23 protein-coding genes, 4 tRNA genes and 2 pseudogenes are annotated in these 21532 nt (G+C 68.9%); 18 read left to right on the top strand and 11 right to left on the bottom strand.

The annotated features are described in order from the left end of the window. From Q1A09_RS06135 to Q1A09_RS06145, 3 genes are all read left to right on the top strand, one after another. A partial coding sequence (locus tag Q1A09_RS06135) for a hypothetical protein (RefSeq protein ID WP_299952608.1) occupies positions 1-966 on the top strand: 966 nt, incomplete at its 5' end. A 208-nt stretch (positions 967-1174) separates the two neighbouring features. Continuing rightward, positions 1175-1948 (top strand): tyrosine-type recombinase/integrase, encoded by a 774-nt coding sequence (locus Q1A09_RS06140; RefSeq protein ID WP_299952609.1) that lies wholly within the window; start codon positions 1175-1177, stop codon positions 1946-1948. Between the two features lie 301 nt (positions 1949-2249). Further along, positions 2250-2753, top strand: coding sequence for a hypothetical protein (locus Q1A09_RS06145; protein ID WP_299952610.1), 504 nt, complete (start codon positions 2250-2252; stop codon positions 2751-2753). Between the two features lie 501 nt (positions 2754-3254). Here Q1A09_RS06145 and Q1A09_RS06150 read toward each other — a convergent pair. The 3 genes from Q1A09_RS06150 to Q1A09_RS06160 form a co-directional block, all read right to left on the bottom strand. Continuing rightward, a complete protein-coding gene (locus tag Q1A09_RS06150; protein ID WP_299952611.1) occupies positions 3255-3464 on the bottom strand; it encodes a hypothetical protein in 210 nt (69 codons plus the stop codon). Between the two features lie 290 nt (positions 3465-3754). After that, positions 3755-4543: a GIY-YIG nuclease family protein gene (locus Q1A09_RS06155; RefSeq protein WP_299952612.1), complete on the bottom strand. Its 789-nt coding sequence runs from the start codon at positions 4541-4543 to the stop codon at positions 3755-3757. 82 nt (positions 4544-4625) lie between these two features. Continuing rightward, positions 4626-4781, bottom strand: a complete 156-nt coding sequence (locus Q1A09_RS06160) for a helix-turn-helix domain-containing protein (RefSeq protein ID WP_299952613.1) — start codon at positions 4779-4781, stop codon at positions 4626-4628. A 413-nt stretch (positions 4782-5194) separates the two neighbouring features. Between Q1A09_RS06160 and Q1A09_RS06165 the strand changes: the two are divergent. Together Q1A09_RS06165 and Q1A09_RS06170 are read left to right on the top strand one after the other, a co-directional pair. Then, positions 5195-5281 (top strand): annotated as a pseudogene (locus Q1A09_RS06165) (hypothetical protein); the annotation flags it as partial. A gap of 107 nt (positions 5282-5388) precedes the next feature. Further along, the gene (locus Q1A09_RS06170) at positions 5389-6585 is read left to right on the top strand and encodes a hypothetical protein (RefSeq protein WP_299952614.1); all 1197 of its coding nucleotides are present in this window, start codon (positions 5389-5391) and stop codon (positions 6583-6585) included. Here Q1A09_RS06170 and Q1A09_RS06175 read toward each other — a convergent pair. Continuing rightward, a complete protein-coding gene (locus tag Q1A09_RS06175; RefSeq protein ID WP_299952615.1) occupies positions 6571-7617 on the bottom strand; it encodes a hypothetical protein in 1047 nt (348 codons plus the stop codon). The two genes, Q1A09_RS06170 and Q1A09_RS06175, sit on opposite strands and share 15 nt — an antisense overlap. Before the next feature lie 94 nt (positions 7618-7711). Beyond that, positions 7712-8065 (bottom strand): Lsr2 family protein, encoded by a 354-nt coding sequence (locus Q1A09_RS06180; RefSeq protein WP_299952616.1) that lies wholly within the window; start codon positions 8063-8065, stop codon positions 7712-7714. A 127-nt stretch (positions 8066-8192) separates the two neighbouring features. Here Q1A09_RS06180 and Q1A09_RS06185 point away from each other — a divergent pair, with 127 nt between their 5' ends. From Q1A09_RS06185 to Q1A09_RS22580, 6 genes and pseudogenes are all read left to right on the top strand, one after another. Beyond that, positions 8193-10469, top strand: coding sequence for a hypothetical protein (locus tag Q1A09_RS06185; protein ID WP_299952618.1), 2277 nt, complete (start codon positions 8193-8195; stop codon positions 10467-10469). 851 nt (positions 10470-11320) lie between these two features. Beyond that, positions 11321-11779, top strand: a complete 459-nt coding sequence (locus Q1A09_RS06190) for a helix-turn-helix domain-containing protein (protein ID WP_299952619.1) — start codon at positions 11321-11323, stop codon at positions 11777-11779. Continuing rightward, entirely contained in the window at positions 11780-12334 is a 555-nt protein-coding gene (locus tag Q1A09_RS06195) for a PIN domain-containing protein (protein ID WP_299952620.1), read from the top strand. Between the two features lie 758 nt (positions 12335-13092). Beyond that, positions 13093-13296 (top strand): hypothetical protein, encoded by a 204-nt coding sequence (locus tag Q1A09_RS06200; protein ID WP_299952621.1) that lies wholly within the window; start codon positions 13093-13095, stop codon positions 13294-13296. 140 nt (positions 13297-13436) lie between these two features. Further along, positions 13437-13637, top strand: a complete 201-nt coding sequence (locus tag Q1A09_RS06205; RefSeq protein ID WP_299952623.1) for an AlpA family transcriptional regulator — start codon at positions 13437-13439, stop codon at positions 13635-13637. 244 nt (positions 13638-13881) lie between these two features. Then, positions 13882-14691: pseudogene (locus Q1A09_RS22580) on the top strand (site-specific integrase); the annotation flags it as partial. A 194-nt stretch (positions 14692-14885) separates the two neighbouring features. Here the strand turns inward: Q1A09_RS22580 and Q1A09_RS06215 are convergent. After that, positions 14886-14961: transfer RNA gene (locus Q1A09_RS06215), tRNA-Lys, on the bottom strand. A 112-nt stretch (positions 14962-15073) separates the two neighbouring features. Next, complete coding sequence (locus Q1A09_RS06220) at positions 15074-15739, bottom strand: TetR/AcrR family transcriptional regulator C-terminal domain-containing protein (RefSeq protein WP_299952625.1); 666 nt, start codon at positions 15737-15739, stop codon at positions 15074-15076. Between the two features lie 82 nt (positions 15740-15821). Between Q1A09_RS06220 and Q1A09_RS06225 the strand changes: the two genes are divergently transcribed. After that, on the top strand, positions 15822-16880 hold the full coding sequence (locus tag Q1A09_RS06225; protein ID WP_299952626.1) for an NAD(P)-dependent alcohol dehydrogenase: 1059 nt from the start codon (positions 15822-15824) through the stop codon (positions 16878-16880). A 224-nt stretch (positions 16881-17104) separates the two neighbouring features. Here Q1A09_RS06225 and Q1A09_RS06230 read toward each other — a convergent pair whose 3' ends face one another. The 3 genes from Q1A09_RS06230 to Q1A09_RS06240 are packed head-to-tail and all read right to left on the bottom strand — an operon-like array spanning position 17105 to position 18917. Beyond that, positions 17105-17992, bottom strand: a complete 888-nt coding sequence (locus Q1A09_RS06230) for a Rieske (2Fe-2S) protein (protein ID WP_299952627.1) — start codon at positions 17990-17992, stop codon at positions 17105-17107. Further along, entirely contained in the window at positions 17989-18435 is a 447-nt protein-coding gene (locus Q1A09_RS06235; protein WP_299952628.1) for a VanZ family protein, read from the bottom strand. Before Q1A09_RS06235 ends, Q1A09_RS06230 begins: the two co-directional genes overlap by 4 nt. Beyond that, the gene (locus Q1A09_RS06240) at positions 18432-18917 is read right to left on the bottom strand and encodes a hypothetical protein (RefSeq protein ID WP_299952629.1); all 486 of its coding nucleotides are present in this window, start codon (positions 18915-18917) and stop codon (positions 18432-18434) included. The genes Q1A09_RS06235 and Q1A09_RS06240 overlap by 4 nt, the downstream gene beginning before the upstream one ends. Positions 18918-19110: 193 nt before the next feature. Between Q1A09_RS06240 and Q1A09_RS06245 the strand changes: the two genes are divergently transcribed. Beyond that, positions 19111-19623, top strand: coding sequence for a GtrA family protein (locus tag Q1A09_RS06245; RefSeq protein WP_299952630.1), 513 nt, complete (start codon positions 19111-19113; stop codon positions 19621-19623). Positions 19624-19675: 52 nt separating this feature from the next. Beyond that, entirely contained in the window at positions 19676-20008 is a 333-nt protein-coding gene (locus Q1A09_RS06250; protein WP_299952632.1) for a hypothetical protein, read from the top strand. Between the two features lie 4 nt (positions 20009-20012). Here the strand turns inward: Q1A09_RS06250 and Q1A09_RS06255 are convergent, their stop codons facing one another. Continuing rightward, positions 20013-20648 carry a hypothetical protein gene (locus Q1A09_RS06255; protein WP_299952633.1) on the bottom strand — a complete coding sequence of 212 codons (636 nt, stop codon included), beginning with the start codon at positions 20646-20648 and terminating at the stop codon, positions 20013-20015. A 139-nt stretch (positions 20649-20787) separates the two neighbouring features. Between Q1A09_RS06255 and Q1A09_RS06260 the strand changes: the two genes are divergently transcribed. From Q1A09_RS06260 to Q1A09_RS06275, 4 genes are all read left to right on the top strand, one after another. After that, positions 20788-20860 (top strand) — tRNA-Glu (locus Q1A09_RS06260). Between the two features lie 29 nt (positions 20861-20889). After that, positions 20890-20966: transfer RNA gene (locus tag Q1A09_RS06265), tRNA-Asp, on the top strand. 33 nt (positions 20967-20999) lie between these two features. Further along, positions 21000-21073 (top strand) — tRNA-Phe (locus Q1A09_RS06270). Between the two features lie 200 nt (positions 21074-21273). Further along, the gene (locus Q1A09_RS06275; protein ID WP_299952635.1) at positions 21274-21531 is read left to right on the top strand and encodes a helix-turn-helix domain-containing protein; all 258 of its coding nucleotides are present in this window, start codon (positions 21274-21276) and stop codon (positions 21529-21531) included. The last annotated feature ends 1 nt before the right edge of the window (position 21532 follow it).

Below are 21532 nucleotides of genomic sequence, written 5' to 3' on the forward strand. Positions count from 1 at the left end.
CAGATCCAGCCCAGCGAGGCCACCCTCGCCGCCATCGGCGCCCTGCAGATCCAGCCCAGCGAGGCCACCCTCGCCGCCATCGGCGCCCTGCAGATCCAGCCCAGCGAGGCCACCCTCGCCGCACTCAACGCCATCGGCGCCATGCAGATCGACGCCACTGCGGCCACTCGGAACATCCTGGACGCCGTCAGCCTCAACGTCAGCGCCGTCACCCGCGCCGCTCTCGGCGCCGTGAACCTCGACGCCCTGGGCAACGTCGACCTGAACAATCTCCGTGCAGGCCTGCTCGACTTCGCCGAGGTCTTCCGGCGCGTCGACCCCAACGATCCCAACTTCTTCTACCCGCCGAACTGGCCAAGAGATCCTGACCTCGCTCGGGTGAACGACGTAATCTCCGACGACGGCATCCCTCTGGTGTGGGTCCCCCGCCAGGCAGTGGTTGAACAGGTCCTCCAGGCTCCCGACCGATCAGCGCGGATCGCTGTCCTCCTCGAACATGCCGACGAGCTGGCCGAGGACTGCCGACTGGTCCTGACCGACATCTTCGACCCCAGCCTTGCCGGGCAGTTGCCACTCGCGAGGCGAGCGGTCGAGGCCTTCGCGGACGGCCACCGCGAGACCGCGATGGCGCTCGCCACCGTGGTGACCGAGACCGTCATCGCTGACGCGCTGTCACGCAAGTACGACGACGTGAAGAAGGAGGTCGCCTTCGACGCCGAGACAGTGCCGCTGCACCGCCTGAGCGTGGCGGCCGCCCTGGGGCCGATCCACCGCTTCTACACGGCCTGGTTCAAGAGCTGGGGAACACCGCCCCCCGAGGCCCTGAGCCGACACGTGAGCGTCCACAACGCTGACGTCGGTCACTACACCGACGGCAACGCACTCGTCGCCATCCTGTTGGTCTCCTCAGTGCTGCGCGGCATCCAGGAGATGCAGGAGGGTGGCCTTGCCGACGAGGCGGCGTAGCCGATGACCTCCCTGCTGCCCATAACGGCCACCCTTAACGGCTCACTCCCTGTCGTCAGACCCGCCCCTCTTGAGCGGTTGCCGGGGTCGGCCGATGACGACCCGTTCCTGCGGCTCACCGCAGCGTGGCTGGTCGGGCACCCCACGAACACAGCGAGCGCCTACCGCGGTGACCTGCAGGCGTGGGCAGCGTGGTGCGCTGGTCTTAGTGCGCCCGCTGGCCGCCGAGCGGCACCACGTCGACCTGTGGGTCCGACATTTGACCACCCAGCCGCAGCCGCGCACCCGCCGGCCCGCGTCACCGGCGACGGTGGCGCGCAAGCTGTCGGCGTTGGCCGGGTTCTACGACTTCGGCGTCCATGACGCCGAGGTCCCCACCCACTCTCCTGTCGCTTCCGTCCGCCGGCCCTGGGTGTCGGACGAGTCGGCCGCGGTCGGGCTCACTGCCGACCAGCTGCGCCGGCTGCTGACGGCGGCGGCCGTGCACTCCTTGCGCTCGGCTGCCCTCGTGGCTCTGCTGACGTTCTGCGGGCTGCGGATCTCCGAGGCTCTGGACGCTGACGTCCGCGACTTCGGACACGACCGGGGCCACCGAGTGCTGCGGGTGGTCCGCAAGGGCGGTAAGGCCGCCCGAGTGCCGCTGGCCCCGCCTGTGATGCGCGCGCTCGAGTTCTACCTGGGCGACCGTGCGACCGGCCCGATTTTCCTCGCCACCACCGGTGGCCACCGATGGAGCCGCAAGCTGGCCAGCGAGCAGATCGGCCGGCTTTGCCACGACGCCGGTCTCCCGGCCAGAGTCACCCCCCATAGCCTCCGGCACTCCTACGCCACCGAGGCGCTGCGTCTAGGCGCGCAACTGCAGGACGTTCAGGACGCGCTCGGCCACGCCGACCCACGCACGACCCGGCGCTACGACCGCAGTCGTGGGAATCTCGACCGCTCACCCAACTATCTGCTGGCCTCATCTCTCACCTCGGACTGATGGCCACGGTCCACCCCAGCCACCTCGGCTGAACCGACTATGAGGAGCCCCGTTGCGCCTTCCGGGACGCTGCGACGACCCAAAACTGTGTAAGACGCATTGGCACTGGACGACAAAATCCTGGGATGACCACGACTACCGACAGCAGTTAAATCTCCCGAGCCCTACTCAGCCCACGACGCCGCGGCCACATGGCTACTCAGCTTTCCAGCAGCAGATGCAGCAGAGGCGTCGCGCTGAGTGCGCAAAGAAGCTGTCCGGGCGTATTCCCGTAACGCCCACGGCGACCGTGGAAATACACGTGACCATCACCGGCGAGAAGCAGCTCCTTGCGTTGAAGCCCGAACAGCTCAAGGTCATCGACCTCATGCTCTCGTCGGACATGTACGCGTTGAACGAGGCGTTGCGCACCGGGCAGGGATTGGACAACGGCCCCGGACCCTTAATGGACTACTCCGGCTATTCATCCAACCGGGAATTTCACCGAGACGCCCTGACGGTGTTCGCTTCACTCGCCTCCTCACTGACCATCAACGGGCAAGTTCAGCTCTATCGCGGGATCCGACACATCAACGGGCCGCACAACCTTGCGGCCACGATGCAGACCATGCTGAACAGCAACACAGTTCCAACTCAGCACGTGCTCGACCCTGGGTACGGATTTGCGGTAACGGACCCCGCGGTGGCGATCTCCTACGCCCGGTCCCGCCCGCACGCGCCAAGCACAGCCGTCCTGTTGCAGCTGACAGCTGACCGCGGGCTGTGCATTCCCGAGCCCCCCCCCCCCCCCCCCCCATCGGAGTAACCAACTGGCCGACGAAATCTGTAACGTGGAGGCGTCAATCTTGGAGACCGGCATCGGCCAAGTGATACTTCCCCCGGACACGAAGTGGCGCGTCACCCACATCGACCCACTTAACATCCAGTACAACATGACTATCATTCACATGACCCAAGTGTGACCTGGCCACACGACGCAGGACTTGGAGCAGTGAGGGGCGCCGGGAATTCCCGGCGCCCCTTGTTGCCTACTTCTTAAGTGTTACAATAATGCTGAGCATCAAGAATAGAACCAAGATGAGTTCAACCATTACAGGCACCTTCCTTTCCGCAGCCTCACCCCTCTTTTTAGTCGTTTAGGGAACCTTCCCGGCTACTCTCAAATAATAACACACTCGCCCACCATTGTCAAACGCACTAATGGTCGGAGAGAATGGCTAAGGTTGCTGCGAAACGGTTACCCGGACGAGACTGGCCGCGGTCTTGCGCAGCCCGAGCCGGCCCTAAGGGGGCCGGCTCGACAGCATCAGCTGATCGCGTCGACCGCGTGGTTGGCCGCGGTCTGCGCCGCGCACAGATCGTCGAGCTTGATCAACGCCGCCTTGGCCGCAGCGTGGGTCTCGGTCAGCTCCTCGATCAGGTCGCCGAGCCGCCGCCTGAGCGTGACGAGTCGGTTCTCAAGGTTCTCGGTCTGCTCGGTGACTCGAGCGCGGCTTACTGCGACGTCGACGTTCATGGGTTCCTCCCGGTCTGGCCGCCGCGTGTGCGGCGGGTCGGGAGTCCCGGGGTGCGGGGTTGAGGGTGGGCGGTCCAGGCTCGGCGAAGCCGGCGCGCAGCGGCCTTGACCGGTCGGGCCCCCGACCCCGCATGCTGGGATGACCTGCTGCACCCCCTAACCCAGCCACCGCCAGGGAACGGGACCACCGTCGGCAGTGATCCGCTCAGCGCTGGGCGCCCGGTCCCTGCTTGCGCTGCTCCTCAAGGTGCCCCCGAGGTGCGTCAAGTTCTGAACGTGGCGCCGCGCTACTAGGAGGTGGCCGGCTTACCGCCGACGGATACGACAGTGGCCTTGCGGGGGCGGTCCACCTTGTGGCTACGCGAGGTCACCGAGTCCTGCATGTGCTGCAGCTTGATGAACTCGAAGCCGGTGACCTGGCTGTGCCGGGGAGCCAGCTCCTCGGTCAGCTCGTACTCCAGCATGCGCGCCTCCAACTCATCGGCGACGTCATGTAGCTCGATGCGGTCAACCTCCGGCCACCAGTCCTGCGAGCGCCAGTGGGTGCGGATCCGCACCCGAGGCTGGCCGGTCTGCCCGACGTACAGCGCCTGTCCCTCGGTGTCGAGCAAGACGTAGACAACATGCCCACGGCTAGGGAGTTGGTGCCGAAAGCGCTCGAACTCGGACGGGTCTGGCATCCGCGGTGGAGTGAGGTTGCCCGCCGAAGGAGACGAGATGATGCCCCGCTCGTTGGCCACGCGGTGCACCCAGGAGAAGGCGTCCTCAAGGGGGTCCCCGCTGCCCCAACCCAACTCGCCTGCCACCGTGAGGAGCTGGCTGGCTAGTTCTTCGGCCCACTGATGCAAGGCAGCCTCGCGTTGGTACTCATCGACGCGCCATGCAGGCAAGCCGCCTGGCCAGCGAGGAGCGTCGTCGGCGAGGTTGCGGGTTAGCTCCTCGGCGCGGCGGGCGAGCACTTCCCGCCGGTTGTCCTGCCACTGAGCATGAGTCAGGCCGGCGTGACTGCGCCACCGGGGCTCGAGAAGGTCTGCGGAGATGCAGCGCTGATCGGCCTGAGGCGGCTCAGGCAGTGTCATGACTGGGCACTGTAGGGGCCGCTACTGACAGATCTCCTTGACGGCCATACGGTCACCTTTCCGGTCGACTGAACTGCCGGCCTCAGTCGAGAGAGGCTGCGCCGGTGCTGCGCCGTGGGATCTGGTGCTTCCGCAGTGCCCGCCGCACGGCGGTGGGCGAGCGGTCGGTGAGCTCGGCAACCTCGCGCAGCGACCGGCCCTCGCGGTAGCTGGTGACGATGAAGGCCCCCAGCCTCATCTGCAGGGCCGGGTGGGTGCTGTCCCGGGTGCGCTCCTACTTCGGCAGGGACCGGAGCTGGGGTCGGGGCGGGTAGGGCACACCACGAATCCGACCAGCCCGTTGGGGGCTGCACTTCCCCCGTCCGGAGGGCACAGTCAGTTGCCTGCGGGCGGCCCAGCGACTCTAGGCCGCCCGCAGGGAGGCTCAGCTGTCGTCCCCGTCTACACCGCTCGCCGCCAGGACGCTGACCGGAAACGCCCGGCTCTGAGCCGCTCCACGCACCCGTGTCTCGTCCGGTGTTCTCGCAGCTCGGCTGTCGGGTCAACCGGCCGAGAACCCCGTGCCCGAAGTCAATGGCCCGAATCCGGCGGCCCCTGACGTTTGTGGGCCGCCACCGCTAGCCTGCGCGCGTCAACAGGGTCGGCTACGCGCGGGTGTCCACCCGCGAGCAGGACCCGGCGCTGCAACATGACGCACTGGCCGCAGCAGGGCGATGCGGGTGTCCGCCGAGCAGGTGACCGTCCGGGGCTGAAGCAAGTTCCGGCGGGTCCGATACGAGGTTCTCGCGCCCCGACCGGACACTCATCCAGCGGTGCGGCGAAGACCCGACGGTTACCGTGACGCAGTGGCTATCGAGCACAGCGAGCTGCAGCTCGTCTGGCCGCCGGCGTTGTTCGCCGCCGAAGCGGCCATCCTCCTCGCCGATGGGTCCAACGATGAGGAGACTCTGGGTTGGTTGCTGGCCGAGGCCTTCGCCGACAACCGCGCTTTCCAGCTCTTTAGCGAGCTCCACCGGCAGAAGTCCTGGTTCGTCCTCAGTGCCGCTATGACCTCCCTCGGTACTGCAGCAGGCACCCCGGGCCTCGGCAAGCCGGCTCCTGCGGCGGATCCTGCAACTGAGCTGGTGCGCGAATTGATGCACTCAGCTGACGCGCTACCCCGCTACCGCATACGGCGCTACTACTCTCAGCGGCATCGGCAACAGGCCGAGGCCCCGCTCCTGACGCTGCCTGACCTCAAGACAGGCTTCGCTCAACTCGTGCGGGAGCTGGAGGACGTCGGCTACTTCGAGGACGCCTTCGGCAGCCAATGCTCCGATGCCCGCGACGACGACCCAGCCAGGGAAGGCCAACGCCGCTTGACCACAGCCCTCCAGTGCGACGCACCGCTGTGGCCACTCGGGCTCTACGGGAAAGCAACCGGCATCGAATCCGACTGGGACGAGGACCTCTTCTTCGATGTCGTGGAGGCCCTGCACGACCACGTGGCCCGCCCACGCCGGCGGTACTGGCACGACCACCACCGAGAGTTCGACTACGGGGACTACAGCCGTCGCTCCGGTCAGGCTGTCTATCGCTGGCGGGTCAACGAGCTCTTCTCCCGCTCTCAGGTGGAACTGCACCTGGCTGAGCACGGCTCAGATACCGGCTTCCTCGTCCAAATCACCGGCGACTCCCGTGACGAACTCTTCGATCGGGCACTGACCGGGCCTGACATCGTCGATCAAGACAGCGTCGCGCATGCGGTCACCCTCTACCGCAGCCGGGGCGCCACCCGAGAGGACAAGCGCAGCGCGGTTTTAGCTTTGGCGCGGACGCTCGAACACCGTCGCGAGCTGGTCCGGACGGCGTTGGGCCGGAAGGACGAAGGAGCGCTCTTCCAGATCGCCAATGAATTTGACCTTCGTCACCATAACACGGCTCGACGCGGTAATTATGATGAGGTCTTTCTCGACTGGGTTTTCTGGTGTTACTTGAGCACAGTCGATCTAACCAGCAGGCTCCTGAATCAAGCCGCAAGTCGCGCGTCAGCCGAACTCTGAGGACTCAACGATCGCGTCGGCGTAGGTGTCGAAGTCCTGACCGGTCGCCTCTCTAATGGCCTCGGCCAGGGGCACATACGCCCAGTCCAGCTCCTCGGGACCGGAGAGCGACATATCGCAATAGGGGCAGTGGAAACGCCGTGCGAAAAAGGTAACCTTCGCACTGGCCACGTAGCTGAACTGGACGCCGTCCTCCCAGCCAGACTCCACGGCAACGTCCACCTGCGCGTCCCCGGTGAGCAGACCCCGCTGATAGCACACCGGGCAATTCCAGAGACGATGCTGGTCATCAACGAGCGCCGGCACGTTGATCAGACCGAAGGCTAGTCCTTGATCATCATCCAGCGGCACCCGTCCGAAGCGCTTCTCGAAGGACTCGCTTGCACGAGCGGCGCGAAGCTGCAGCGCCTGGTCAAGCACGGTGGCGCGCTCGTCTAGGAGTACTGCGGCTGCGTCCGCGTAGTCGCCGAAGAAATTCTCTAGGTTGTCTTCGACCAGAGAAAGCAGCAGCTCAGCGCCTCGTAGCGCGGCTTGAGCCACCTTGTCGGGGTCGACTCCCCCGCGCCCGATGTGCGCCGCGCCGTTCCGAGCCTGACCAACGGGGCGCAGTAGATCGGCGAGCTGACGGAGCTGTCCGTTGGACTGGTGCAACAGACCGATCCTCACTAGCGCTGACTCGACACCGACTGTCCTCATCGGCTCCAGCTTGATGAGCCGATGACCGTGCCCCGCCACTCTGACGAGGTTCGCGAAGTCACTCTTCTCCTCGGCGATTAGCGCTGGGTTGAGGGACACCAGGTAAGCCTTGGCCAGCAGCTCGATCATCAAGCCGAGGTGAAGTGCAGCATCATCATGCTCGCCTTCGCTGCGCGCGCGTAGCCCGCTGGCTGCCTGTCGACGCGCCGCCGCGAGCATGTGTTCCGCACTGGGAGCAGGGGCGGGCGGAACGACGACCTTATCGGTCTCGCCGACGGCGGTCGTTGGCGACGAAGCGTTCGCCTTTGCAGGGCCTAAGCTCGCCATAAGAACCATCCTCCCAGGGCAGGCGCTGGCCAGCTCACCGCGCCAAGTCACCGCCTAGCACCTCCGCCGGAGGTGGCCACTCGCTGACTCGCCGCTGACGAGGTCAGTGGATGGCGTCGTAAGCCTCAACGATGGACGACGGGATCCGGCCGCGTTCAGATACCTCGTGCCCGTTCTCCCGGGCCCAGGTGCGGATCTCACCGGTGTCCTTGCGACCCGCGGCCGCGGAACTACTCGCGCCCTTCCGGCCCTGCGTCCCGCCTCGTTGCGCGCTGGTCTTCCGGCCGGCGTCCACGTAACGGCTCAGGTCTGCGCGCAGCTGCGCGGAGTTCGCTTCCGACAGGTCGATCTCATAGCTCTGACCATCGAGAGCGAAGGCCACGGTCTCCCCGTGCCCCTCCTCTAGCACCCGCCCGGTCAGGTCGTCCTCGAGCACAATCGTCGTCTTGCGAGCCACTGAACGTCCCTAATCTGTGAGCTGACCGGTTTCGAGCACGGTATCTGCCCGCCCCGACCCGTTGACGTCTGCCCCACGTTTCCTCAACGGGGGCTTGAGTGTCAGACCTACCTGGCACCCTGATCCCGTGGAGGACATCGAGGACGACTCGCCCTCAGGACCCGATTTCTCGATCGCCCGGAGCCACCTGGCACGCGCTCAGGCTGTTCGCTCTCGTATCAACGCGCTCTGGAACGCGATGGGGGCCAATGAACCGTTCTCCGTGTGGGTCGAGTCTCCGGAGCCTCTCGTCCGTGAGCTGTGGTGCTCCTTCGAGCCCGATGACGCCCTTCGACGAGAGGCGGACGCTGGCATGGCTACTTTCCTCCATGAAATCAAAGCCGCGCTGGATGCCTGCGTCTTTGGTGCTGCAAGCACCGTGTGCCAGGCGATTGGGCCAGTCAAGCCGGAGGTCCACCGGATGCCGCTCATCGCTGTGCCCTCGGAGTTCGATCATCTGCCTGCGCACGGGCAGCTGAGGGGTCTGCGCCCGGACCAGATCCGCGCGCTCCGACTCCTCCAGCCGTTCACGGAACGGATGGAGGAGCCGGAACCAGCGCGGACGATCGCCCGGGAGATGGCACATCTCGCAGCCGGGCTCGAGGCGCTAAGCACTTGGGAGTTCTTTCATCGAGAGTTTCCGCTGTTTACTGCTTGGGCGTCTGAAGCCGATCCCAGGCCTGAGCTTCCCGACGGTGTGTGTATCGAAGAGACCGAGGTCGACCCCGCCGGTCCGATATACACGTCCAAGAGGTTGGCGAAATTCACGCTCGATAAGAACTCGGCTGAAGCGTCGTTCGCAGGCGATCCTCACGTGTCCTTCGACGTGATCCTGAACACCGAGCCTTGGCCCGATTCTCCTGATGATAACTTCGCCGACCGGTCAAATTGGCTCGTCGTGATTACGCGACAGCTCATCGATGGATTGGAGCGCTCGGTCAGCGACCCCTATCGCACGGATCTTCTCCGCGCGCTGGACGAGGACCTTCCGGAGGAGAGGGTCGAAACCTGGTTACCCGTGATGTTCAGCAGTCTTGCGGAGGAAGGAGACGCCAGAGCCGCTATTGCTGATTCGGACCGACATCTGGCCGCCTACCTCAACGGGGACGGCACGCTGGTCTATATGCGCCTCACCGAGAATGGGGACGTCATCGGGCGCGAGATCGCTCCTGCGCGGGATCTCCTAGGCGCTAACCAGGACGGCCCAGCAGTGGAGGAAGCCACCCGGGCCGCCGCCGGCAGTTGGGGTCTGCCGGACCTCGTACTGCAACCAAAGGTCTTCTCGAAGGGAAGCGGGATTCGAGAGCTCGGAGATGGCACCATTCTTGCAGGCCCGCGCGGGATCAGTCTTCAGGTTAAGGCTCGAGGTGTTACAGGAGACACCCCAGAGAGAGCGACGAAGTGGATGCTTAAGAACGCAGCCCACGGCCTGCGACAAGCTCGGGGAACGATCAGGACGGCCCTGCTTAATCCTGCTGTCGAGCTGACGAATCTGCGGGGACGCACCGTCGTGATCCGAGGAAGCTCCGTTGCGTGGATTCCTGTCGTGGTCGTTGACCACCCCGATGCTCCACCCACGGGTGTCATTCCAGCCTCGGACAATAAAGGACCTAGCATCGTTATGACGCGACGCGACTGGGAGTTTCTCTGGGACCAGCTGCGTTCCGCAACTGCGGTCGTCGACTACATCCACCGCGTTGCCGACGAAGAGGATCCGCTCGAGCTTGGCGCAGAAAGCAACCGGTATTTCGACCTGGCCGAGAAGGATGCACAGGCCCCTCCGGACGCAATGCCAGGCTGGATTTCAGAGACCGGTGCTCTCAATGCCAACCTGCCACGTCTTCCCTACGACCCTGCAGCGTCAGCCGACCGTTTCGGACACGCGATCTTCCAAGGGATTCTCGAAGACATCGCCAACACTGATTTCACGGGCGAGGAAACTGACCGAATTACGCTTCTCTCCTACATCGATCGAGTCGCGGTAGGGGCCCGGGCTGAGCTGGGCAGGCTCCTGCTGCGATGGCTGACCGAGTGTGCCGAGGCGGCACCTGATGGACACCGAATGCGGCACCGGATTATGTACATCGATCAGGGCTCCTTCCAGCTCACCTTTTCGACCATGTCGCAGCTCACGGATTACCACCAAGAGATGTACCGCTCGTGGTTGCTATTGCGCCGCCAGGGCTTCCTGGATAAGTCGGGAACTCTCGGGCCCATCTACCCGTGGACGGTTGGAATTCTGCTCACACCTCGCCCCGACGGTGCGAGGCCGTGGGATACGACAGCCATCTCGACAAACGGACCACCCGCGTACGACGCGGCCGAGTACGCCCGGCTCATGAAGGCGTTCAATCCCAACCTATGACGAGCGCCTTCCCAGTAGTTGCTTTACTCCAGTATTCCAACAATCTGGGGGAGGGGCGCGCGACGCGGTGGACAACTCAGCCCGGCTGGTCAACAAGCAGAAAGCCGCCCTGCTCACCCGTCAGGAGCGGTCGAGGGACCGGCGACTTGCTGCGCTTGAACACAGCGCGCCAGCCCTTGAGGAGTTCCACCCGAGGACTAGTCGTCGTCGCGTGAATCCTCCGCTGCGACCATGCCGTCGTCGACGCTGCTCACGATACCAACGCTCGACTACCGCCTTCGAGCATCCGCTGATAAAGGAGGTTATGAGCGGGTTCATGTCCGGACCCTTGATCTAGCGTCCCGGATGGGGGCAGCCGACGTCAGCGCGACCGTCAAGCCGGCGGGTGGCCCCAGCGGCGTGGGCCGACGTCGCCACGGTCGACCACGGCGCCGCGGTCGTGCTTGGGAAGCTGCAGCCCGTCAGCGCCGGGGCACTGGCTCGGGTGCCCGGGACCGCGCGCCGTTGGGGGCGATGAAGGTGCAAGACCCAGCAGAGTCGGCCTCTTGGTCGGCCAGAGGGACTTTTGGGGCTGGACGAGAACCTCCGTACACGGAGGGAGCCGCCTCACAACACTAGGACCGTCGCCCTAGCCAGTTGCTCGACGGCTGACCAGCACCAGATCGACCAACAGACCCGACGACCCTGACCGCCAGCGCAGTCAGCGCCACACCGCGCGCGGCAGTCACCCGGTCGGGTCAAGTCGCAGCAACCGGCGGCCGATAGATGTTGCGGTTGTTTCGTTTGCTGCGTTTGATGGGACGCAGCGGGACGGGAGGCCCCTCGTCCCGCTGACTGATCAGGAGATCGCCATGAGTTCTCTGCTGGACCGACCGGTCATGCCCGATGCCGGCGACATCACCGCCGCCGTCGCAGCACTTCCGCACGTCAAAGACTTCCTGGCCACCCATCCCGGGCCTGAGGTCGTCCGCCTGGTCGTGGATGACGAGCACGGGGACTCCCTCACCGTCCCCCGCTCGGCGGTCGAGCTGCTCGCCCGCGTGCTGGCCCACATGGCCGCAGGACAAGGCGTCTCGATCGTTCCCTCTCAGGCCGAGCTGACCACCCAGCAGGCGGCGGACATGCTCAACGTCAGCCGCCCGTTTTTGATCGGGCTGCTGGAGCAGGGCGTGATCGACTACCGCAAGGTCGGCACCCACCGCCGGATCCTTGCGGCGTCCCTGCTGGAGTACATGCGCCAAGACGACCGCAAGCGCCGCGGCGTGGCCGATGAGCTGACCGCGCTGGCTGAGGAGATGGACCTCCGCTAGGTGACCACCTTCACCGTCGTCTACGACGCCAACGTCCTGTGGCCCAACACGGTCCGGGACCTGCTGATCCGCGTGGCGCAGGCCCGGCTGGTGCGCGCCCGGTGGACCGACCAGATCCTCGATGAGACGTTCCGGACGCTCCTCGCCAAGCGACCAGACCTCGACCCCGACCGCCTGGCCCGCACACGGACGCTGATGAACGAGGCCATCCCCGACGTGCTGGTCACCGGCTACCAGCCGCTCATTGAGGTTCTAGAGCTCCCCGACCCGGATGATCGGCACGTGCTCGCCGCCGCGATCAAGGTCGGTGCGCAGCTGATCGTCACCAACGACAAGGGAGATTTCCCGGCCGACCGGCTCGCCCCCTGGGACATCGAGGCCTGCAGCGCTGACCAGTTCGCGCACGCGATGGTCGACCTGGACCCCAAGCGGGTCTTCGCGATCGTGCAACAGATGGCCGACTCGCGCACCCGGCCACCGATGTCCGTCGACGACGTCCTCGCCACGCTCGAACGCAGCGGCCTGGTCGAGGCCGTCGCAGCACTGCAGTCCTGACCGCCGCCCCACCCCGAGCCGAATCGTTGACCGGCTTGGGACAACGACGCTCGCCAGATGCGAACACCATCGGCCTCCAGGACCCCGGTCCACGAGCGACCTGGTCGACGGTGCGCCAAGGCCCTCGGGCGTTGATCAGCTCGGTCCTGTCACCCCTTGAGAGTTGCACTTCATGCCCAAAGCTTTTCGCCGCGTGATCAAGGCGCCCGGTGCGGCTCGTGCGGCTTGCAGTGGGGCACGGCGGGAACCAAGCCCTCCTCGTCACGGCTCCCAGACCCACAGCCGGATGCGGTGACGCCGCCCGTGCACGGGCTGTCCGTCAGGGCGCCACTCCCGACTTCACCATCCGTTGACGTCAGCCCACCAGGCGACGTCCCCAAGCAAAACGCAGCGTCCGACACACCTCTTGCACCCACGGCCCGAGAACTCGTGGTGACGTGTTCCTGCACGTTCCTCCAGACGCTGAGGGCATGAGCAACAAGGGAGCTTCTGAGAACCGGGCTCGAGGCCGGGAGCGAGAGCGCCGGCGTCGCGCGGGCCGGGAGTGCGCGGAGGAGCGACAAGATCCGCCGGCGGCCGAACTCCCGGCACAACCCACAACGGCCGGTCGGGCGAGGCGTGCGGCAGCGACCTCCTGCGCCTGGTGCCACGGCCCGATCACCCCGCGATCCCGGGGTCCCATCCCCAGGTGGTGCTCGGCGACCTGCCGGCACCGCGCCTGGGAGCAGACCCGGGCAGCCAGGTCAGGCCGGTCCGCGGTGGAAGTGGTCGAGCGGGTCGTCGTCACCCCCGGTTCGCCGGCGCAGCCGAGAGCGCCGCGGCACGACGAGTGGGCCGGCGTGCTGCGAGACCTCACCAGGCAGATCGACCGCGGGCTCGTCTACGACCGGGAACTGCTGACGGTCGCCCGCGCGGTCGACGAGGTCATCGCCGCGCTCCACCGTCGCCCTTACCGCGGGTGACGCCGCGCTCCGGTTGCAGGGGTGACAAGCGGGGTGACGTGGCTGTCGGCGCCGACTGGCAGCGATTGGGGCTGGTCGACGCCTGCTCCGTGGACCGGCTGCCGACATCCGCAGCCACCGTCCATCACCGGGAGACCGTCATGACCATTCGACTGCTGACCACCGAGGAGGTGGCGGCCCTGTTCCGCACCAGCCCGGCGACCGTCCGCTACTGGCGGCACGTCGGCATCGGTCCGGACGGCGTCCGCGTCGGCCGGCGGGTGCTCTACGACGAGCAGGAGGTCGACCAGTGGTGGCAGTCGAAGGTCGGCGGGGATAAGGCCACCCGCATCCACAGTTGACCGCGCAGCGCCGCCACGTGTCCGCTCCATCGGGCAAGCTCAGCCGGACACGATTCGCCCGGCACCCCACTGCGACCCGGACAGGAGGTCCCCTGCCGTGGACGGCTCCGTCACCCGGATCACGCTGAGCGACGGGTCCTCTCGGTATCGCGCGCGGTACCGAGACATCGGCGGCCGCCAGCACGAGAAGCGCTTCGTCCGGAAGCTCGACGCCCGACGCTGGCTGGACGAGGCGACCTCAGCGATGGTCACCCAGACCTGGACCGCACCGGAGCGCGGCCGGGTGACGGTCACGGCGTGGGCGGACCAGTGGCTCGCGGCGCAGACTCAGATCAAGCCGAGCACCCGGTACCGGTATCTGGGCCTCCTCCGCACCCACGTCCTGCCGGCCTGGGGCAGCCACCGGCTGGCCGACGTCACCCACGCCGAGGTCGCCCGGTGGGTCGCCGAGCTCCGTGCGAACGGTTCGGCTCCGGCCACCGCGCGTCAGGCGCACCGCGTCCTCTCGCTGTTGCTCGCGCTGGCCGTCCGCGACGGCCGCATCCCACGGAACCCCGCCGACCGGGTGCCGCTCCCCCGCGTGACCCGCGACGAGCCGCGATTCCTGAGCCGGGAGGAGGTGGAGCGACTGGCCGAAGCGGCCGGTGCCGACGGTGATGTCATCCGGCTGCTCGCCTACACCGGGCTGCGGTTCGGCGAACTGGCCGCGCTGCGGGTCCGCCGCGTCGACTTCCTCCGCCGTCGACTCACCATCGCCGAATCGGTGACCGAGGTGGCCGGCCGACTGGAGTTCGGGACCCCAAAGACGCACCAACACCGCAGCGTGCCTCTCCCCGCTGCGCTCGTCGGTCCGCTGTCGGCGCGATGCGCGGACAAACCGGTCGACGCCCTGCTGCTGACGACGTCCGCCGGCACCGCACTCCGGCTACGGAACTGGCGTCGAGTGGTCTTCGACCCGGCCGTTCGCGAAGCCGGGCTGGCCGACGTCACCCCACATGACCTGCGGCACACCGCCGCCTCACTCGCCGTCGCCAGTGGCGCGACCATCAAGAGCGTCCAGCGCATGCTCGGACACGCCTCGGCGGCCATGACGCTCGACGTCTACGCCGGCCTGTTCGACGACGACCTCAGCGATCTGGCTGCCCGGATGGACGCCGCGGCGCAGGAGGCCGCCGCGAATCGTGTGGGCGTCTTGTGGGCGCGACCTCCAGCCGACCACCCCAAGAGCGGGAAACGTGCAGGCCAGCGTGGTGGGCCCCGTGGGGATCGAACCCACAACCCGCGGATTAAAAGTCCGCTGCTCTGCCAGTTGAGCTAGAGGCCCGGCGGGTGCGGGGCTCGTCGAGCGACCCACGAGACGGCGTGGACCTCGGCGGCCCCGCGGCCCGGGACGAGGTTACCGCCGGGGGTGGCCGCGCCCCCGACCGTGCGGACCGTCAGGACTCCCGAGCCGCCGCCCGCTCCAGCCCGTCCAGCACCAGGTCGAGGCCGAACTCGAACTCGTCGCCGTAGTCGTAGCCGGGCTGCAGCACGTGCGCGGTCGCCAGCTCGACCAGGTGCGGGTACGCCCCGGCCGGGAACTGGGCCAGCATGGCCTGCGCCACCTCGGCGGTCTGCTCCGCGGTGCCGAAGGGGAGCGCCCGCTCCTGCAGGACGAAGCCGTAGACGTAGCTGTCCATCGCCGAGAAGGCGTGCGCGGTCAGACCGACGGAGAACCCGCCGGCACGGAGGCAGCCGATCACCGCGTCGTGGTGCCGCAGGGTCGCCTGGCCGGGCGTCGTCCGGGAGTCCATGAGACCGATCGCCCAGCCGTGCCGGGACAGGACCTCGCGCATCGACAGTGCCCGACGCCGCATCGCCGTCTTCCACCCGACCCCGGCGGCCGGCAGGTCGACCTCGGCGAACACCGCGTCGACCATCCCGTCCAGCAGGTCGTCCTTGTTCGCCACGTGGTGGTAGAGCGACATCGCCTCGACCCCCAGCGACTGGCCCAGCTTCCGCATGCTCAGCGACTCGATGCCGCTCTCGCCGGCCAGCGTCATGGCCGCGCGCAGGACGAGCTCCCGGTTGAGCGCGGCACGTGCGGCGTCGGACGGGCTCATGACACTCCTCTCCCCCTTGACGGACTTACATCGTAAGGTACAGCCTTACACCGTAAGGACCCCGACGGACGGAAGGCCTGCGATGACCACCGACCACGAGACAGCGGCCCGGCGCCCTGCCCCCACACCCGCGGCAGTGGCCCGGATGACGGCGGTCGTCCAGGACCGGTACGACGCCGTCCCGGAGTCCGCGCTCCGGGTCGCGGAGGTCGACCGGCCGGCGATCGGCGCCGACGAGGTGCTGGTGCGCGTGCACGCCGCGAGCATCGACCGCGGCACCTGGCACCTGATGGCGGGCCTGCCCTACCCGGTCCGTGCGGCCGGCTTCGGGCTCCGCCGCCCGAAGGGCACCAACCCGGGGCTGAACCTGAGCGGGGTCGTCGCCTCGGTGGGCGCCGACGTGACGGACCTCAAGCCGGGGGACCAGGTGTACGGCATCGGCCGCAGCACCTTCGCCGAGTACGCCCCGGCCCGGCCCGGCAAGCTCGCCCGGAAGCCCGCCGGCCTGTCCTTCGAGCAGGCCGCTGCCGTGCCGGTCTCCGGGCTCACCGCCCTACAGGCCGTCCGCGACCGGGGGCAGGTGCAGGCGGGACAGCGGGTGCTGGTCCTGGGCGCGTCCGGCGGCGTCGGCACCTTCGCCGTCCAGCTCGCCGCGCACCTCGGGGCGGAGGTCACCGGGGTCTGCAGCGGTCCGAAGGCCGACGTCGTCCGTTCCCTCGGGGCCCATCACGTCATCGACCACACCCACGAGGACGCCCTCGCCGGGGACCAGCGGTACGACGTCGTCCTCGACACCGGCGGCAACCGACCGATCGGCCGGCTGCGCCGGGCACTCACCCCCCGCGGCAGGTTGGTCGTCATCGGCGGCGAGACGGGCGGGCGGTGGCTCGGCGGCATCGACCGCCAGCTGCGCGCGCACCTGCTCTCCCCGTTCGTCGGTCAGACGCTGGGCACCTTCATCTCCTCGGAGAACGCCCGGGACCTCGACGCGCTCCGCGAGCTGATCGAGGCGTCCGCCCTCAGCCCCGTCGTCGACCAGGCCTTCCCGCTCGACCAGGTCGCCGCCGGCATCCGTCACCTCATCGACGGCCACGCCCGCGGCAAGGTCGTCGTCACCGTCGCCGACTCCTCGCCCGCCTGACGGGGCCGGAGGCCGGGCGGGGGCGCGGTCGGCGCACCGCTCAGAGCAGGGTGAGCAGCAGGAACAGCAGACCGGTGAGCACGAGGCTGATCAGCAGGGAGCCCAGGCAGCCGAGCCGGCTGGTGAAGAAGAGGAACACGGCGGCTCTCTGCCCGCCCATCGCCCGGGTCAACCCAGCTCGCCCGGACGGTGCCCCCCCGGGCGGGCACCGTCCAGGCGTCAGTTCACTTCGGGGCGTGCCGGTTGGGCAGCTTGCCGAACACCCGGCCGGCCTCGTACTTGACCTCGAGCTTCTCTTGCGCCGACGCCGTCGGGCCGCGCCGCGGTTCGCCGTCGTCCAGGTCGAAGGCCGACCCGTGCCACGGGCAGACGACGCAGTCGGCCCCGCGCACCTGCTCGACGGTGCCCTGGGCCAGCGGCCCGCCGACGTGCGCACAGGCGTTGAGGAAGGCGTCGACCCGGGCACCGCGACGGACCACGGCCAGCGGCACGGGGTTGCCCTGGCCCTCGCCGGTGCGGAGCGTTGGTCGGCCGTCGGGCAGGTCGTCCAGCGGGCCGAGGTCGATCCAGTCGGTGGTCAGCTGGCGGGCGTCGGTGACGGCGTGGTTCGCCCCGGAGGACTGCGCGTAGGACATGTGCCCGCCGATCGCCGCCGAGCCGCTGGCCAACCCCAGGCCGCTGTAGGCCAGCACCCGGCCCAGCGTCCCGTTGCCCTTGCCGCGGGCCACCAGCGAGCCGACGTAGAGGCCCAGCGCGGCGACGTTGGCCGCGGCGTGCAGCGCGCCCAGGCGGCGGACGGCGTCGTCCTGCTCGGACCAGTCGGCCGCGCCGGCCATCGCCGCGGGGAGGCTCGCCGCCACGCCGGTGCCGATCAGCGCGGTGGCGGCCGGGCGGGCCGGGGGCAGCAGGTCGAGGATCCCGGCCGACAGCCAGGTGCCCACCGGGACCATCGCCAGGATCGGGTGCAGCGGGTGGCCCAGCCAGGTGCCGTGCAGCAGGTCGCGGAACGCCTGCGGCTGCAGCGCCTTGTTCACCGCCGTGCGGGCGGTCTCCAGCTTCGTGTCGAACGACGACACCTCGGACAGGCGGTCCAGCACACCGAACAGGCTCATGCACCGGCCCATACCCGGGGCGGGCGGCCGGAACCGGCCGAGTGCAGGGCCAGTGCACCGGCGACCAGACAGCCGGCGACGAGGGCACCGGCCGCGTTCAGCATCGCGTCCACCGGGGACACCACCCGGCCCAGCGGCAGGAGCAGCTGGAGCACCTCGATCGACGCCGCTGCCGCCGCGACCGCCGGCACCAGGGCCAGCAGCCGGCGCAGGACAGGCCACCGCAGCACCGCGAGTGCCGCGGTGGGCGTCAGGAGGAGCAGGTTGCCGACCAGCTGCACCGCGGCGGTCGCGGAGCCGGCGGCGTACCAGCGCAGCTCGGTGGCCGGGTCTCCCCATGCCCAGCCACCGGCGCCGGTCGGGCTCAGGGTGAGCAGCCCGACCAGCAACAAGCTGCCGACCAGGGCGACGTCCAGGGCCGGCGAACGGCCTCGCCCGGTCACCGGCGCACCGTCCAGTCGGTCTCCTCGGCCAGCAGCGCGATCGCCGCGGCACCGACGGCGTCGACGTCCGCGGCGACCGCGGCCAGCAGCACCGGGTCACCCAGTTCGGCGTCCGGCGAGCCCAGGAGCGCGGCCAGCCGGTCGGTCGCCGTCCGCAGCCGGGCCCGTCCGGAGTCGTCGGCGTCGCCCGGACCGACCGGCACGCCGGGCCAGGCCAGGCCGGCCGCGACGCACAGCCCGGGCAGCCGACGCAGCAGCGCGGCGGAGGTGGCTGCCGTCCGCCAGGCGGTCCCGGCCAGCAGACCCGGCGCGCAGTCCAGCGTGGCCGCGGCCCAGCGGACCAGTCGCAGCACGTCCCGCCAGACCGCGTCGGACACCACGTCCGCGGCCGCCCCGGCCGACGGCGGCCGGTGCGCACGGACGAGGAGGTCACCTGCGGACGGGTCGTAGAGCCAGGGACGACGGGGACCGGGTGTGCTCATGGGCCGACCTTGTCCCCCGATCCGGTGATCCTCCTGACCGGTGCCTGTGAGTCGCCCGTGAACACGCTCCGTGATCGACGTCACGGAGTGTGTCGGCGGCGCACCGGGAATTCACATGCGCCACACCGGCTTCGTGCCAGAGCATGGCCAGCACACGTCAGCATGATGTGCACACCCCGACCGAGGAGAGCCCGTGACCTGCCCGTCCCTGATCCGCCGCACCCCCCTGGGTGGCGTGCGCGAGGGACGACTGCAGGCTCCCGAACAGGCCGGGCAGCTGATCCCCCTGCTCCGCGAGCGCCTGCACCAGGACGACGCCGGCGCGCAGTTCGCCCGCTTCGTCGTGGTGGGCGGGGTCTCCAGCGCCCTGTACGCGCTGGTCTTCATCGCACTCCAGGGCGCCGGCGCCCAGACCGCCAACCTGGCCGGGGCGATCGCCTCCACCCTGCTGGCCAACGAGATGCACCGGCGGCTCACCTTCCACGCCGGCGGCCGGGTCTCCTGGTTCACCGCGCAGTGGGAGGGCGGTGGCCTCGCCGGCATCGGGCTGGTCGCCACCTCGCTGGCGCTGGCCGGCGTGCACGCGCTCACCGGCGACGTCGGCACGGTGCCGCAGCTGGCGCTGATCGCCGCGGTCACCGGTGCGATCGGCCTGGTCCGGTTCGTGGCGCTGCGCAGCTGGGTCTTCACCGCCCCCCGGGACTGACCGACCCCGCCGCGTCCCGCACCCGGAGCGCCGCGCGCCCTACGCTCCGGGCATGGCGACCCTGCACCGACCCGCACGGCTGGCCACCGGCGCCGTGGCTGCGGCCCTCGTCCTGCTCCCGCTGACCGCCTGCAGCTTCAGCTCGGGCAACGTCTCCTGCTCCGACGGCCAGTGCACCGCCACGCTGAGCGGCGACGGCGCCACGGCGACCATCCTGGGCACCGAGGTGTCCCTCGGGAGCGTCGAGAACGGCCAGGCGAGCCTGTCGGTCGGGGACACCAGCGTCTCCTGCGGCGAGGGCGACAACGTCTCCCTCGGCCCGCTGTCGCTGACCTGCACCTCGGTGACCACCGACTCGGTGGAGCTCAGCGCGTCGCTCAGCTGAGCGATCAACCGGCGTCGGCGACCTCGACGACCACCCGGGACGGCCCGGTGAGCGCGTACACCCGGAAGGGCCGGCGGTCCGGCGTGCCGATCCAGGCCACCGAGGTGCCCTCGTAGGTGGCGTCGTAGACCACGCCGGCGACGTTCTCCGTGCCCGCGACCGCGACCTCGCCGCGGGCGACCTCCTCGGCGCCGGTCTCGTACGGGTAGCTGGTGCCCTGCAGCACCACCTGCAGCGCGGCCTCGCCGGGCACCTCCACCACGTCACCGCTGCCCTGGGACGACGGGGTGTCGACGTACTCGACCTGCCACCCCGGGGTGCCGGTGCCGCTGAGCTCGAACACCACCCGGTCGTAGCCCTCGTGCCGGCCGGCACGCACCTCGGTCACGCTCAGCCCGGCCGGGTCGACCGGCGCGGCGCTGACCGCCGCGGCGTCCGCCGGGAACTCGCTGGTCTCCGCGGCCGGCTCCGCGGCGGCGGAGGTGGCCGCCGCCTCGTCCTCGGCCGGTGAGGTGCTGGCAGCGCTGCCCCGGGAGGAGGCCTCGTCGGTGGCGGGCTGCTCGGCGCAGCCGGCCAGCAGGACGGCGGCCAGGACCAGGGGGACGCCGCAGGTGACGCGGAGCGGGAGGCGGGTCTGCACGGCGCGATGCTGGCACGGCCGACGGCGCGGACGCGGTCGCCACGCCCCGTCCCCCACCCCCGGCACGCCCGTCGCGGGGCCCCGGTGCAGAGCACCCCCGCGGGCCATGTATGGTTCTCCCTGCCTCCAGCGACCACGAGCCCCCATCGTCTAGCGGTCCAGGACGCCGCCCTTTCAAGGCGGTAGCACGGGTTCGAACCCCGTTGGGGGCACGCACCATGAACACAGCAGCACACAGCAAGGCCCTGTAGCGCAGTTGGTTAGCGCGCCGCCCTGTCACGGCGGAGGTCGCGGGTTCGAGTCCCGTCAGGGTCGCCACCCGGCACCAGCAACGACTGGTCCCGGCGCTGGGGCCAGGTAGCTCAGTCGGTACGAGCGCTCGCCTGAAAAGCGAGAGGTCGGCGGTTCGACCCCGCCCCTGGCCACCCTGAGAGGTTCACGCTCTTCGCACTGATCGGATAACGGCCCCGATGTCGCCTCTGACCTGCGAAGATGTGGGTATGGAGCGTGAGTCGGTGTGCCGTTCTTGGACTCCGCAGCTCACCGTGCCTCGACGCCGTCGACTCTCGGAAAATCGGCGGTCGAACGCGCTCTCCGCGTCGGGTCCGCGCACGCCGGTCGGGGCGTGAGGACGCTGTCCGACGAGCTGGAATCGACACCCAATGCGGCGCGCGAGGAGCAACTCGCGCATTTTGGCGCCCGGGTGCGAGAGCTGCGGGAGAAGGCCGGACTGACGCAAGCCGACTTGGCTGAACGAGCCGGGATGGACCGCATTGCGATCAGCCACATCGAGCGCGGCCAGCGGGACGTCGGTGTCGTCCGAGCGGCGGCGATCGCCCGGGCACTTGGGGTCCGCCCTGGAGATCTTTTCCCCGAGTCCTGAC

The sequence above is a fragment of the uncultured Modestobacter sp. genome (genome assembly GCF_947486615.1).
Classification (GTDB): domain Bacteria; phylum Actinomycetota; class Actinomycetes; order Mycobacteriales; family Geodermatophilaceae; genus Modestobacter.